The sequence below is a fragment of the Stenotrophomonas maltophilia genome (genome assembly GCF_013464485.1).
Taxonomy (GTDB): Bacteria; Pseudomonadota; Gammaproteobacteria; order Xanthomonadales; family Xanthomonadaceae; genus Stenotrophomonas; species Stenotrophomonas maltophilia_AW.
Genome location: NZ_RAUX01000029.1, coordinates 71459 through 84511 on the forward strand (window position 1 = coordinate 71459; position 13053 = coordinate 84511).

General features: G+C 66.8%; 11 protein-coding genes. 5 read left to right on the forward strand and 6 right to left on the reverse strand.

Annotated features, from left to right (window positions below):
• Nucleotides 1-454 precede the first annotated feature (454 nt).
• The gene (locus D7Y61_RS13060; RefSeq protein ID WP_180866638.1) at nucleotides 455-1648 is read right to left on the reverse strand and encodes an MFS transporter; all 1194 of its coding nucleotides are present in this window, start codon (nucleotides 1646-1648) and stop codon (nucleotides 455-457) included.
• Between the two features lie 93 nt (nucleotides 1649-1741).
• Here D7Y61_RS13060 and D7Y61_RS13065 point away from each other — a divergent pair, with 93 nt between their 5' ends.
• Nucleotides 1742-2671, forward strand: a complete 930-nt coding sequence (locus D7Y61_RS13065) for a LysR family transcriptional regulator (RefSeq protein WP_180866639.1) — start codon at nucleotides 1742-1744, stop codon at nucleotides 2669-2671.
• 51 nt (nucleotides 2672-2722) lie between these two features.
• Here D7Y61_RS13065 and D7Y61_RS13070 read toward each other — a convergent pair whose 3' ends face one another.
• Nucleotides 2723-4180 carry an amidohydrolase family protein gene (locus tag D7Y61_RS13070; RefSeq protein WP_180866641.1) on the reverse strand — a complete coding sequence of 486 codons (1458 nt, stop codon included), beginning with the start codon at nucleotides 4178-4180 and terminating at the stop codon, nucleotides 2723-2725.
• Between the two features lie 51 nt (nucleotides 4181-4231).
• On the reverse strand, nucleotides 4232-4933 hold the full coding sequence (locus D7Y61_RS13075; RefSeq protein ID WP_180866643.1) for an ankyrin repeat domain-containing protein: 702 nt from the start codon (nucleotides 4931-4933) through the stop codon (nucleotides 4232-4234).
• A 122-nt stretch (nucleotides 4934-5055) separates the two neighbouring features.
• Between D7Y61_RS13075 and D7Y61_RS13080 the strand changes: the two genes are divergently transcribed.
• The 3 genes from D7Y61_RS13080 (at nucleotide 5056) to D7Y61_RS13090 (ending at nucleotide 7305) form a co-directional block, all read left to right on the forward strand.
• A complete protein-coding gene (locus tag D7Y61_RS13080) occupies nucleotides 5056-5937 on the forward strand; it encodes a LysR substrate-binding domain-containing protein (protein ID WP_180866645.1) in 882 nt (293 codons plus the stop codon).
• Nucleotides 5938-6217: 280 nt separating this feature from the next.
• Nucleotides 6218-6691 carry a DUF3806 domain-containing protein gene (locus tag D7Y61_RS13085; protein WP_050509791.1) on the forward strand — a complete coding sequence of 158 codons (474 nt, stop codon included), beginning with the start codon at nucleotides 6218-6220 and terminating at the stop codon, nucleotides 6689-6691.
• A 176-nt stretch (nucleotides 6692-6867) separates the two neighbouring features.
• Nucleotides 6868-7305: a DUF3806 domain-containing protein gene (locus D7Y61_RS13090; RefSeq protein WP_132810334.1), complete on the forward strand. Its 438-nt coding sequence runs from the start codon at nucleotides 6868-6870 to the stop codon at nucleotides 7303-7305.
• Nucleotides 7306-7420: 115 nt separating this feature from the next.
• Here the strand turns inward: D7Y61_RS13090 and D7Y61_RS13095 are convergent, their stop codons facing one another.
• Entirely contained in the window at nucleotides 7421-8581 is a 1161-nt protein-coding gene (locus D7Y61_RS13095; RefSeq protein ID WP_180866646.1) for an amidohydrolase family protein, read from the reverse strand.
• Between the two features lie 183 nt (nucleotides 8582-8764).
• On the opposite strand from D7Y61_RS13095, the gene D7Y61_RS13100 reads away from it, so the two are divergent.
• Nucleotides 8765-9406, forward strand: coding sequence for a hypothetical protein (locus D7Y61_RS13100; RefSeq protein WP_049398456.1), 642 nt, complete (start codon nucleotides 8765-8767; stop codon nucleotides 9404-9406).
• A gap of 27 nt (nucleotides 9407-9433) precedes the next feature.
• On the opposite strand, the gene D7Y61_RS13105 is transcribed toward D7Y61_RS13100, so the two are convergent.
• Together D7Y61_RS13105 and D7Y61_RS13110 are read right to left on the reverse strand one after the other, a co-directional pair.
• Nucleotides 9434-10060 (reverse strand): hypothetical protein, encoded by a 627-nt coding sequence (locus tag D7Y61_RS13105; protein WP_180866707.1) that lies wholly within the window; start codon nucleotides 10058-10060, stop codon nucleotides 9434-9436.
• A gap of 110 nt (nucleotides 10061-10170) precedes the next feature.
• Nucleotides 10171-12897: a TonB-dependent receptor plug domain-containing protein gene (locus D7Y61_RS13110; RefSeq protein ID WP_180866648.1), complete on the reverse strand. Its 2727-nt coding sequence runs from the start codon at nucleotides 12895-12897 to the stop codon at nucleotides 10171-10173.
• Nucleotides 12898-13053 lie beyond the last annotated feature (156 nt).

Genomic DNA, 13053 nt, shown 5'->3' on the forward strand with positions numbered 1-13053 from the left:
ACAGCAACAGCGTGCATTCGGTGGGATGGCGGGATGGGTCCGGTGGCGGGGGACGCCGTGAATACGTCCTTGTAGGCTCGGTCGCCGCATCCATGCGGCTCACGCCCCCGCCACCGGACCCACCCCGCCTTCGACAGATTTCCGCGATCTGTCGGAACGACGTATTGCCCTTGTGGGTGTCGACCTTGGTCGACACAGTAGATCCACGCCATGCGTGGATGACTCATTCGATATCTGACAGATGTGTCGACCAAGGTCGACACCTACCAACAGCCACCGGAATCTGTCGGAGGCGGCTGCCAAGCCTACACGGACGTACTTGCGGCGTCCCCGCACTCGGACACCACACCACCAACCCACGGAATCCACGCTGTTGGGGTTGCTGTTGAGGTTGCCGGCCAGCGGCCGGCACTACCGCAGGTGCAGGGCTGCAAGCCCTGCCGAACACCATCCCCTACTTCAAACGCAGCAGCAGACTGCCGCCCGCGCACACCACCGCCAGCCAGGCCACGCCGTGCCAGCCCCACTGCGCCAGCGCCAGGCTGCCCAGCGCACCACCGGCGGCCATACCGATGAACATGCCCGTGAACAACAGCGCATTGAGGCGGCTGCGCGCCGGCGGCACCAGGCCGTAGACCAGCGTCTGGTGCGCCACCAGCGCCGACTGGAAACCGAAATCGAACAGCAGCGCGCTCACCACCAGCAGCGGCAGCAGCGCAGCGGGCGGCAGCCAGGACTCGGTCAGCAGCAGGCCAAACCCCAGCAACGCCACCCCGATCGCCAGCCGCGCCACTGCGTGGCACCCCAAGCGATCGGCGAATCGACCCGCAAACGGTGCAGCCAGTGCACCCGCCGCACCCGCAATACCGAACGCACCCGCCGCCGCACTGCCCAGGCCCAGACGTGCATGCAGCATCAGCGCCAGCGTCGACCAGAACGCACTGAAGCCGACCGCCAGCAACGACTGGCTGGCCACCGCACGGCGCAGCTGCGGCTGCTCACGCCACAACGCAAGCAATGAACCCAGCAGCGCCGGGTAGCGCAGCGTGCTGGTCGGCGCGAATCGTGGCAGCGCACGTGCCATCACCGCCCCCATCGCCGCTACCGATACCCCGGCCAGCACGAACTGGGTGCGCCAGCCCCACGCCTCGGCCACTACGCCGCTGACCACCCGTGACAGCAGGATGCCCAGCAACAGGCCCGTCATCACGCGGCCGACAATCTGGCCGCGCTGGGCATCCGGCGCGAGCACCGCAGCGGCCGGCACGATGTCCTGCGCCAGCGTGGCCATCAACCCGACCAGCAGGCTGGCCATGAGCAGGCCTGGCAGGTGCCCAGCCATCGCCGCAGCGCCCAATGCCAGTGCCAGCAACGCGGACTTCAACAGGATCAGGTGGCGGCGGTCGAACCGGTCACCCAACGGCGCCAGCAGCAGGATGCCCAGCGCATAGCCGAGCTGGGTCAGGGTCGGCACCAGACCGGCGGCGCGCTCGCCAGCGCCGAGGTCCTGGGCGATCAAGCCCAGCATCGGCTGGCTGTAGTAGAGCGAGGCCACCGAGAAGCCGGCGCCGGCCGCCATCGCCAGCACCAGCGGCGTGGACGGTGCGGTCGCGGGTGCAGCGACGACGGATAGCGAAGGGGTAGACATGGCGGAGTCCGGTAAAGGAAGTGGGCGTATCCTGCCGGTATTCGCCATACGTCTGTAGTAGGCTTCATTACATATCCTTCATACGCCATACGCATGAACGACCTTGCTTCCGGTGCGGATCGCCTGGATCTGCTGCGCACCTTCCTGCGCATCGTCGATGCCGGCAGCCTGTCTGCCGCGGCCGTGCAGTTGGGCACCACCCAGCCGACAGTCAGCCGCCGCCTTCAGGCACTGGAGCGGCAGCTCGGCCTGCGCCTGCTGCAACGCTCCACCCATGGCCTGCAACTGACCGAGGAAGGCCTGCGCTGCCAGCGTCATGCGCAACGCGTGGTCGACGAATGGGAGTCGCTGCAGGCCGAACTGCACGGCGAGCCAGAAACACTGCGCGGACGCCTGCGGGTGATGGTGCCGCATGCCTTTGGCCAGGCGCAGCTGCTGCCGACCATGCTCGCGTTCCTCGCCCAGCACCCGCAGCTGAGCCTGGAATGGATCCTGGAAGATCGGCGCCCGGATTTCATCGCAGAAGGCATCGACTGCGCGGTCCGGGTGGGGCCGGTGGACGAACCGCGCATGGTTGCATTGCCGCTGGCCGAGGTGCCGCGCATCGTCGTGGCAGCGCCCGCGCTGGTGCACGCCACCGCAGTCAGTACACCGGAACAGGCACAGTTGCTGCCTTGGATCTCACTGATTACCTACTACCGCGAACACCTGCTGCTGCATGACGCACAGGGGCGCGCGCATACGCTGTCTATCAGCCCACGCCTGCTCAGCGACAACCTGTTCGTGGTGCAGCAGGCCGCGCGTGCCGGGTTGGGCGCCGCCGTGGTCTCGGCCTGGCTGGTCGCCGAGGACCTCGCACAAGGGCGCCTGGTGCAGCTGCTGCCGGAGTGGCAGGCACCGGCCCTACCGGTTCATGTCGTATTTCCTGCCGCGCGCCAGCAGCCGCCACGACTGCGCGCCTTCATCGATGCGATGAAGGCCGCGCTGCCGCAATTGCATGGAATGCGGCCGGCGCCGCGTTAGGTCATCGGCCGCATCATCCACGCCATGCGTGGATTCTGCCCCGCCCCGCAATCAGTTGGCCTTGGCCGCCTCGGCATTCCACGCTGCGACCCTGGCCTTGGTGTCGGCCAGCATCTTGTCCAGCGCGGCGCGGTCATACACGTTGCCGCGCAGGATCACGCTGTCGATCTTTTCGGTGGCAGCAATGTCCTGCAGTGGGTTGGCGGTCAGCAGTACCAGATCGGCGGCCTCGCCCTGTGCGACACCACCGTAGCGGTCCATCTGGCCGAACCAGGCCGGGCCGGAACGGGTTGCGGCCGACAGCGCCTGCGGTGCGCTCAGGCCTTCCTTCACGAACAGCTGCAATTCCTGGTGCAGGGCGATGCCCGGGAAGTTGAACGAGTTGAGGAAGCCCGCATCGGTGCCCGCAATGATCGTCACACCGGCTTCCTGCAGCATCGGCAGCACCGCGGCCACCTGGTGGTACTGCGCGTGGCGCGCTTCGATCTGTGCCGGCGTGGCCTTCGCCGCGCGGTCCACGCGCCACTGGTAGGTCGCGCGCAGGCCCGGGCCGATGTAGGCCAGGTACGGATCGTTGGCGTGGTCATCCTGGTCAAGGAAATCGAGGATGCGGCCACCGTTGAGGGTCGGGGTCACGAACACGCCGCGCTTGGCGAAATCGCGGTAGGCGTGCATCGCCGTGTCACGGTCGAAGCTGGCGTCGAGGCGGCGGTTGGCTTCGGCGCGGTCGATGCGGCCGGCACCGAAGTCGGCGGCAATCTGCGCTTCATCCTTGCTGCCTGCCTTGAATGCGTAGTCCAGATGCTCGATCGAGGCCAGGCCTGCATCGACCGCCTGTTCCACGGTCAGCGCCATCGGAATGTGACCCGAGGCCTTGAACCCGGCCTTGCGCGCAGCACTGGCCGAGTACAGGAACAGCTCCGGCTTCAGCGTGCTGTCGGTAATCTTCACGAAATCAACCTTGTCGTGCTGCAGGCGGGCGATCGCCTTGTCGGCGTCGGCCTCGCTTCCCACTTCGATCGTACCCTTCCAGACCGGCTTGATGCCTTCGATCTTCGCGCCCGAACTGAGCAGGCGCGGACCAAACAGCGTGCCCTTGGCGATCTCGCCGCGCCACTGCAGCACCTGCTCGGGCAGGTCACCGGAACAGTCGCGCACGGTGGTGATGCCGTGCGCGATGTACAGCGGCAGCAGCGCCTTGTTCTCTTCGATCAGCGCCGGGCCACCACCGAAGTGCACGTGCATGTCCCACAGCCCCGGAATCAGGTACTTGCCCTTGGCATCGATCTGGCGGGCCGCGCTCCACTGGCTGCGCAGCTGCGCGTCCGGGCCGACGGCGACGATGTCCTCGCCACGGATCACCACGCTCTGCCCGGCCAAGGTGCTGGCGTGCTCGACATCGACCACGGTGGCATTGCGGATCAGCAGGTCGGCGCGCTCGGCAGCAGACGCCGACAGCGGCGCCACCGCAAGGAGGATGGCAAGGGACAACGGACGGGAACGGAACATGGACAGCATCCTGATGGGCACGCCCAGCGTGCGGGTGGAAGGGGTTTGCATTCAGCGCACCGCGCCGTGCTGGCGCAGCAGGGTTTCAATTCCGGTATAGCCGCGCTGGCGCGCGTGCGCCAGCGGCGTTACGCCGTCGCCGTCGGCCAGCTCAGGGTCGGCACCTGCCTCCAGCAGCAGCTGCACGATCTGTACATGGCGCGCACCACCGTCACCCAGCAGGATTGCTTCCAGCAGCGCGGTCCAGTGCAGGCGGTTGACATGGTCCACCTCAACACCGGCACGCAGCAGCGTGCGCACAGTGGCGACGTGGCCGCGCTCGGCGGCGGGAATCAATGCGGTGCCGCCATAGCGGTTGGTGCTGCGCAGGTCGGCGCCATGCGCCAGCGTCATCGCCAGGATCTCGTCCAGGCCACGCGCGCCGGCGTACAGGTAGGCGCTGTCCTGCATGGCGTCCTTGGCATTGACGTCGGCGCCGGCTTCGATCAGTTCACGCGCGGCGTCTACATTGTTGCCATGCGTGGCCAGCAGCAGCGCGGTACGGCCCTGGCCATCACGCGCCTCCAGATCGGCGCCGTCCTCCAGCGCCCCACGCACTGCCTCGGCATCGCCGCGGGCGGCGGCATCGCGCAGGCGGCCATCGACGTCGGCTTTGGACGTTGCGGTGCAGGCCGGGGAGATCATGGCCAGCAGGAATAGCAGCAGCACGCGCGCGAACGGCGCAGGCCAGCCAGGGGAACGATGGACGCGCATGACGGTGTCTCCTCATGGCCGTCGCCACGGAACGCCGTGCGACGGTAGCAACAGCCGGGCATTGCCGGCCCCTGCCCTGCATGGTAGAAGTCGGCCCGGGTATCCAGAAGTGAAATGTTCAAATGCAAGACAGTGCCAAATCGAATAGGACCATGTTCGAACTGGACCTGCTGCGGGCGCTGGTGATGGTGGCCGACTGCGGCAGCTTCACCACCGCGGCCACGCGCCTGCATTCGACCCAGTCCACGGTCAGCCAGAAGGTGCGCCGGCTGGAGGAGCTGGCCGGGCATCGCCTGCTCGAGCGCGGGCACCGCGATGTGCACCCCACCGACGCCGGCCACACCCTGCTCGGCTACGCGCGGCGCATGCTCGACCTGAACGAGGAAATGGCACAGGCGCTGGCGGGCGCCACCGTGGAAACCGCGGTGCGCATCGGTGTCCCCGAGGACTTCGTCAACGCGCAGACCACACGCATGCTGGCCGCTTTCAGCCGCCGCCACCCGCAGGTGAAGCTGGAGATCAGCAGCGGCCTCAGCCGCGACCTGGCGCACGGCTTCGACCACGGCGAGCTGGATCTGGTGCTGGTCAAGCAACGCCGCAACAGCCGCCAGGCGGTGCATTGCCGGCGCGAGCCGATGCACTGGATCGACAGCCTGCGCAGCAGCTGCCTGCAGCAGGACCCGCTGCCGCTGGTCACCTTCCCGCCACGCGGGCTGTACCGCGACGAGATGATCCACGCCGTGGAGGCGCTGGGCCTGCGCTGGCGCATCGCCTTCACCAGTTCGTCGCTGAGTGGCATCCAGGGTGCGGTGGCCGATGGCATCGGCATCAGCCTGCTGCCGCGCCGCGCGGTCACCCGCGATCACCGCATCATCGATGGCGAACGCGAGCTGCCGGTGATCGACAATTACGAGATCGGCCTGCTGCATCGTGCCGACGCAGATGATGCCGTGCGCGCGCTGGCCAGCGAACTGTGGCGCCAGGTGCAGCGCGAACCGGATTGACCGCGGTAGAACCACGTCATGCGTGGATGGAAACGACCGTCCGGCATCCGAAAGGGCCCTGAAGCGTCAGCGAGTACGCGCCTGTCGCAAAAGGCCCACTGATCGCGAGCCGGATTGACCACAGTAGATCCACGCCATGCGTAGATGGAAACGACCGCCCAGTATTCGAAATCGCGGTGAAGCGCCAGCAGGTACACGCTTGCCGTAAAAGGCCGACTGATGGCGTACCCAATGCCTGGGCGATAGGGTAGCGAACGCCCTTCTCCGAATTACCTCACCCATGACCAACACGTACCAGGTTACTTTGACCCCTGCTCCGAAGGACGAAGCCGACATCCGGTTCGATCCTCTGCCACCTGCGCTCATCGCCCACATGCAGCAGCAGCGTGCACAGGTTGCTGCCCTCGTCGCATCTGCGTTCCCTACCGTGCCTGTTCAATGGCCGCTGCTGCCGAGCACGCTGCAACGCGTAGTCGATGCAGAACTGATCGATCACGATGATTGTGACGGTTGGGAAGCACTGGGGGTCGCATTTGGTGATTGTTTGGCACAGCGTGTACCGGAACTTGCCTGGGCCCAGGTAACCGATGCCTGGGGCGTCGATGCGGTTCTCCGCTATGGCGACGCCAATATCATGGTCAGCGCCGGCACCCTGTTGATCAAACGCGTCGAAGAAGGCAAGACCATCGAGATCAACCATCTGCTTGAAGCTCTGGAGGAGTTCGTCATCCAGCAAGCGCGCAAGTCCGGCTGAGCCCATGAGAGAACGATTGAATCGCGTAGAATGACGTATTCGCACATTGATGCTGCGCATGCGGAAGCAATCACAGTTCGCGCACTGATCATCGATATCTGATCAGACCTGACGCACCAAGGCACTACATCGCAGGCTACAGTCGCCCTAGTTTCCGTGCCCCACGGCGCCTCGCCATGTCCGATGAAATCCCCACCCGCTTCGATCCCCTGCCCGCTGCACTGCAGACGCATCTGCAGCACCAGCGCTTGCTGATCGCTGCGCGCGTGGCCGCCGGCTTTCCGACGTTGCCGGTGCAGTGGCCGCTGGCGGCCACCACGCTGCAGCGCGTGGTCGATGCCGAGCTGATCGACCGCGACGACTGCGATGGCTGGGAAGCACTGGGCGTGGCGTTCGGTGACACCCTGGCCCAGCGCGTGCCGGGCCTGGCCTGGATGCAGGTCACCGATGCCTGGGGCATCGACGCGGTGCTGCGCTATGCCGACAGCAGCCTGCAGATCGGCGCCAGCACGCTGCTGCTCAAGCGCATCGAGCAGGGCGAGCTCATCGACATCGCCCATCTGCTGGCGTGGCTTGAGGAATTTGTCGCCACCCGCGCCGACGATTACGCCTGAAAAGCTGCCGAGCATGGCTCGGCGCAACCGGAACTGGCGTGGCGTCGTGGGTAGATCCACGCCATGCGTGGATGGAACCACCGCGCGGCCACATTCATCCACGCATGGCCTGGATCTACAGCCAACGGCCATCAACTGCCACGCGTCGCTCCACCGGCACTGCGGCCACAGCGGCCGGGCCGTGGTCGGCACGCACCGCCACGAATGTGGCCGGATGCCCTTCCACAAGACCGTACTGCGGCAGCCCGATCACCTGCGCGGCATGGGTGGTCACCATGTCCAGCGCCAGCATCAGGTCGGCATCGGTATGGAAGCCGGAGCGGTAGCCCAGCAGCATCGCGCGTTGCAACAGGTCGCCGTTGCCATACGGCCACCAGCAGTCGCGGATGTTGTCGTTCCCGGCGAACACGCGCACACCAGCGTCATGCAACGCGCGCAGCGGCGGGAACGGATGATCGCCCGGCGCGTTGCTCATGATCGCCACACCCGCCGTCGCCAGCGCCTCGCCCACCTGCAGCGCGCGTGCCAGCGGCACCTCGCCCAGCGAATAAGCATGACTGACCGCCACCCTTCCCTGCAGGCCGGCGGCCCGGGTCCGCGCGGCGATACGCAGCAGCTGGGCCAGGCCGGTTTCGCCAGGCTCATGCAGGTGGATGTCCAGCTGCACGCCATAGCGCTCGGCCAGGCCGAACAACAGTGCCAGCTGGCCCTCGGCATCGCCATCGAGCGTGGTCGGATCGATGCCGCCCAGCACGTCCACACCCGCTGCAAGGGCCTGCTCAAGCACCGCTGCGGTACCCGCGCAGGACATCACCCCGGCCTGCGGGAACGCCACCAGCTGGATGCGCATGATGCCGGCGCAGCGCAGCGCGGCCTCGCGCACCGCTTCCAGGTGGCCCAGGCCGGTGCTGCCATCGATATCAACATGACAGCGCATCGCCACTGTGCCGAAGCCGCTGCACTGGCGAATCAGCGCCTCGGCGCGATCGACCATCGGCGCCGCAGCCGCCACTGCCGCCTTTTCCACCGCCAGCCGCTCACGCAGGCTGTTCACTGGCTGATGCGGGTGCCAACGGTCACCGACGAAGCTCTTGTCCAGGTGAATGTGGCCGTCGACCAGCCCGGGCAGCACCGAGAAGCCCTTCAGATCGACGCATTCCGCCCCATCGTCGGGCGTGGCATGGCCGTTGAGCCCGCTGATGCGGCCATCACGGATGTGGAAATGCAGTTGCGCGCCGTCGCGGTCGACACCGCCGTGGATGAACTGGAGGGTCATCGGGAACTCCCGAAATGCCAAGAGTGGCGCCATCGTGCGCCTCGCCGCAGCCATCGGCCAACGAAATATCTGAATGGCACGCATTCACCAGAACGATGATTCCCCCTGCGACAACCGGTCGCAGCCACGCCGTGCACCCCCCTGAACGGGTAACATGGGCGCCTGTTTCCGCTGTGATGCCGCATGGGCCCGTCCGACCGCCACGATCGTCTCCGCCGCTGGCAGGCCGCGTCCCTGCTTGCCGCCGCTCCGATCGCCAGCCTGTCCGCCACTGATGCTGCGGCCGCCGCGCCGCTGCAGTCGCCGCCGGGCCAGCAGCGCATCGCCCCGGCTGCGCTGGTCGAGCGCCTGCACCAGCGCGTGCTGTCCGGGCAGAGCGCCACCGCCACGCTGGAACACTGGTGCGCCGAGCACGGCCTGGCCGAACAGGCGCGGGTGCGCGCCGTGCGCATACACGGCCAGGACAAGCCGGCCCCCGCCGACGTGCTGCAGGCGCTGGGCGTGAAGCCGGGTACCGACCTGCGCTATCGCCGCGTGCAGCTGGTCTGCGGCAGCCGCGTGCTGTCCGAGGCCGACAACTGGTACCTGCCTGGTCACCTCAGCCCGGCCATGAACCAGGTGCTGGACAGCACCGACGAACCGTTCGGTCGCGTGGTCGGCCCGCTCGGCTTCCAGCGCCAGACCCTGGCTGACCAGACGTTCTGGCCGCCGCGGGGCGAAGGCGATCACGGCGTGATCCTGGAAGTGCGTGCCCTGCTGCGCGACCGCCAGCAGCAGCCTTTCAGCTACGTCATCGAGTCGTACCTGCAGCAGGCGCTTCCGTAACGCGCCGCGGCGCCGGGCATCCGCCGGCTACGGGCCCGTGATGGCGTTGGCTGCAGGATCCACCGAGAACACGAAGCGCCCACCACGCTGGTCCCTGCCCCATGTCATCGGCGCCGTGGTCAGACTGTAGACCGGGGCCGCCTTGTCCGTGCCGATCGCCTCGGACCAGGCACTGAAATCCTCATCAGTACGGCTTCGGATCTCGCCAACACACAGGCTGTAGCCACAGGCGAAAGACACCAGCGTGCCGTCGCTGCCGATGAGCCGCGTCGCGGCCGTCCTGTAGAGCCGGGTCAGGTCCTGCACTTCCGGGTGGCCAGCCGCATCGCGCTCGAACTGGCTGATCGCCTGCGCGAAAGCCTTGTCGGAACCCAGCAGCGCCTCGCTCTTCTGCACGGACACCGCACCCTCGCTCAGCAGCATGCGCTCGCCCTCGAGGAAGTGCCCCTCCGGTTGCGCGAGCCCAGCGGCAGCCGTCGTGGCACTCGATGCCTTTGCCGCGCGCGATGGCCCAGCGTGCTCCGCTGGCTGCGCGTGAGACTGCGCAGGCGCGGCATTGGCCACCTCCGCGGCATCCTCCACGCTGGCCGCCTGCCTGCCACTGCAACCTGCAATGGCCACCACTGCAATCACACTCCACACCCTGACATCCATGCGCATCCTCCTCCGGGTAGCGCCACAGCATGCCACGCGCGCAGCGGCAACACGGGTGCACTGCACAAAGAAAAGCCCAGCAATGCTGGGCCTTTCGTTCGCCTGCGGAATCAGCGGAACCGGTAGTCCAGTTGCACCCAGTACTGGCGGCCATACGGGTCGTAGTTGCCGACCGGGTAGAACGGCCAGCCGCCACCGTTCTTATCCGCCGGCGGGCGGCTGTCACGCAGGTTGTTGACGATCACACCCACCGACAGGTTCTCGCCGAACTGGCGGAACACGCTGGCGTTGTAGGTCATGTACGGCGCGATGCGGCCACTGCCATCGGTCTTCGGCAGCGAGCCGAAGCGGTTGCCGTACAGCGTGGTGGTCCAGTCACCCTGGTTCCAGGTGATGCTGCCGTTGGCCTTGCTGCGCCACTGGTAGTCATCCAGCGAGTTTCGGATGTCGCGCTCGGGGTCGTCGGAGAACTGCCTGTATTTGTGCTCCAGCACCACGGTGTAGGCCAGGCGCGTGGTGAAGCGGCCATAGCGGCCGGCATCGAAACGCCAGTTGCCCTTCAGGTCCAGGCCGCGAACCGATTCGGAGGCCGCGTTGATCGGATTGATCAGCACGCGGGTCACCTGGTCCGGCTGCACGGTGGCATTGGACGGATTGCGGATCACCCGCGACAGCGCGTCCTGGCACAGCGGCGAACCGATATCGCGCGCTTCGCCGCCCAGCGTCCGGCCCAGGCGGCAATCGGCCTCATCACGCAGGATGCGGCTGGTATCGAGGCTGGTCACTTCGTTGTCGATGCGGATGTCGTAGTAGTCAGCGCTGAAATCCAGGCCGGACAGCGGCGACCAGACCACGCCGAAACCATACGACTTGGCCGATTCCGGCTGCAGCTGCGCATTGGCGCGGTTGCTGTAATCAATCGACAGGCCGTTGTAGTCGCAGTTGTCGTACGACTGGCCCGCCGTGCGGCAGCGCCAGTAATCGGTCATGCCCGGGTTGTAGCCGCGGGTTTCGGTGGCAAACACGTAGTTCATGTCCGGCGCACGGAAGCTGGTCGCCGCCGTACCACGGATCAGCAGGCTCTCGATCGGACGGAACTCGACGCCGAAACTCCAGGTGGCCTTGCCGATGTGCTCGCCACCGGCACGGTACTGGTCATAACGACCGGCCAGGGTGGTGGTCAGCGACTGCAGCAGCGGCAATTGCAGCTCCACACCTGCAGCGTAGCGGTCACGCTCGCCACCGGCGCCGACGCCTGCACTGGTGTTCCAGAACTCGCCGCTGCCCAGGCGCGGGTCCGGTCGGTTGCGATAGCCCTGGCTGCCGGCCTCGACCACCGCTGCCAACGCCGCATCGCCCCCAGGCAACGCGAACAGGCGGCCATTGACGCTGGCACTGAAGGTCTGCAGCCATGCCGCGTTACGGCTTTCCTGGTAGTCGGACAGCCCCTCGTATTCGTTCGGGGTCAACGGCTGGAACAGGCGCGCCGGATCCGGCGCATAGACCTCAACGCCGTTGCGCACACCCAGCTTGGGGCCGAGCAGGTATTCATTGATGCCAGCCAGCAGCACCGGGCGACGCGTGCGGTTCTCGTAGCGCGAACGGCTGTAGACCGCCTCGTAGTCCCAGCCACTGTCCCCGATCTGGCCACGCGCACCGACGTTGAACGACCACGAGTTTTCCAGGAAGCGATTGGCATTGCGCGGCAGGCCGCCGATCTCCTCCGGCGCAAAGCGACGGTACCAGCTTTCCAGGTTGCCGGTGGTCTGGTTGTAGAAGTAGTTGCGGGCCGAGGTCCAGGTCGGCGCACGCGTGTTGTTGTAGATCCGCGCGCTGCCCACGGCGACATCGGCGAACAGGTCAGTGGTCTCGTTGACGTGGAAGGTCAGCAGGCCATAGCCATTGAGGTTGCGCTTCTGGGTCTGCACGGTCCAGTAGCTGGCGGCGGCCTCGTTGCTGCCGCAGTACCAGCCCTGGCGAGGGTTGAAGGCGCGGAACACGCTGCCGCCATAGATGTCAGACGCTCCGTCGCAGCCAGTGACGCCCGGATCGATGTTGCGGCCGGTGGCGGCATTGCGGCGATAGGCGATCGCGGTCGCCTGCGGTGCCTTGCCGGCCGGATCATCGTCCAGCGAATCCATGAAATCGCGCTGGCGCGCGTGGATCGCCTTGCGCACATCGAACTCGAAGCCGAACAGCGCATCCCAACGCTCGCCGGAACTACCACCGACCACCTGCGCGCGCTGGTTGTCGCCGCCGCCCTGCTGGGTGCCACCGGCGCGCACGCTCACATCCACGCCCTCAAAGCGGTCCTTGAGGATGATGTTGACCACGCCGGCGATCGCATCGGAGCCGTATACCGCAGACGCACCTGCCGCCAGGACCTCGATGCGCTCGATCAGCGCACTGGGAATGTTGGCCAGGTTGACCACGTTCACCGACCCTTCGTAGGCCAGCGGGTAGTCGGCCTGGCGGCGGCCGTTGACCAGCACCAGCGTGCGGTTCGGGCCCAGCCCGCGCAGGTTGATGGTGTTGGCGGCCGGGGTGAAGGTGTTGCCGAAGTCCTCGCCCTGTACGTTGCCGGTGTTCTCGGTCAGCGCGCTCAGTGCGTCGAAGGCATTGCGGTAGCCCTGCGCATCGATCTGCTCGCGGCTGATCACCGTCACCGGCGACGGGCCCTCGACACTGGCGCGTGGAATGCGCGAGCCGGTGACCTTCACTTCCTGCAATGTGGTGGGTGCGCTTTCCTGCGCGAAGGCCGGCATCGAGACCAGCATCAGGGACGACAGTGCGAGCACCAGCGGACGCGGGCGCAGCGCCTTGGGAGAGGCGGACATGGGCTTCCTGGAGGAGTTGGGCGGGTGGTACGGGGCCAGCGGCCTGTGGGGCACATAACGATCCCGTAACGAAAGTGTCCTGAATGGGCGGTTTCAACGGAAATGACCAGCCCTGATGGGCTTATGCCTGAACCGAATCAGGCCCGCCGCGCGGTT

What these genes read in the sequence shown, in the direction of transcription:
- D7Y61_RS13100 (WP_049398456.1), top strand. Translation starts at nt 8,765, where the DNA reads ATGGGCCCGTCCGACCGCCACGATCGTCTCCGCCGCTGGCAGGCCGCG.
- D7Y61_RS13080 (WP_180866645.1), top strand. Translation starts at nt 5,056, where the DNA reads ATGCAAGACAGTGCCAAATCGAATAGGACCATGTTCGAACTGGACCTG.
- D7Y61_RS13090 (WP_132810334.1), top strand. Translation starts at nt 6,868, where the DNA reads ATGTCCGATGAAATCCCCACCCGCTTCGATCCCCTGCCCGCTGCACTG.
- D7Y61_RS13110 (WP_180866648.1), bottom strand. Translation starts at nt 12,897, where the DNA reads ATGTCCGCCTCTCCCAAGGCGCTGCGCCCGCGTCCGCTGGTGCTCGCA.
- D7Y61_RS13065 (WP_180866639.1), top strand. Translation starts at nt 1,742, where the DNA reads ATGAACGACCTTGCTTCCGGTGCGGATCGCCTGGATCTGCTGCGCACC.
- D7Y61_RS13085 (WP_050509791.1), top strand. Translation starts at nt 6,218, where the DNA reads ATGACCAACACGTACCAGGTTACTTTGACCCCTGCTCCGAAGGACGAA.
- D7Y61_RS13060 (WP_180866638.1), bottom strand. Translation starts at nt 1,648, where the DNA reads ATGTCTACCCCTTCGCTATCCGTCGTCGCTGCACCCGCGACCGCACCG.
- D7Y61_RS13075 (WP_180866643.1), bottom strand. Translation starts at nt 4,933, where the DNA reads ATGCGCGTCCATCGTTCCCCTGGCTGGCCTGCGCCGTTCGCGCGCGTG.
- D7Y61_RS13105 (WP_180866707.1), bottom strand. Translation starts at nt 10,060, where the DNA reads ATGGATGTCAGGGTGTGGAGTGTGATTGCAGTGGTGGCCATTGCAGGT.
- D7Y61_RS13095 (WP_180866646.1), bottom strand. Translation starts at nt 8,581, where the DNA reads ATGACCCTCCAGTTCATCCACGGCGGTGTCGACCGCGACGGCGCGCAA.
- D7Y61_RS13070 (WP_180866641.1), bottom strand. Translation starts at nt 4,180, where the DNA reads ATGTTCCGTTCCCGTCCGTTGTCCCTTGCCATCCTCCTTGCGGTGGCG.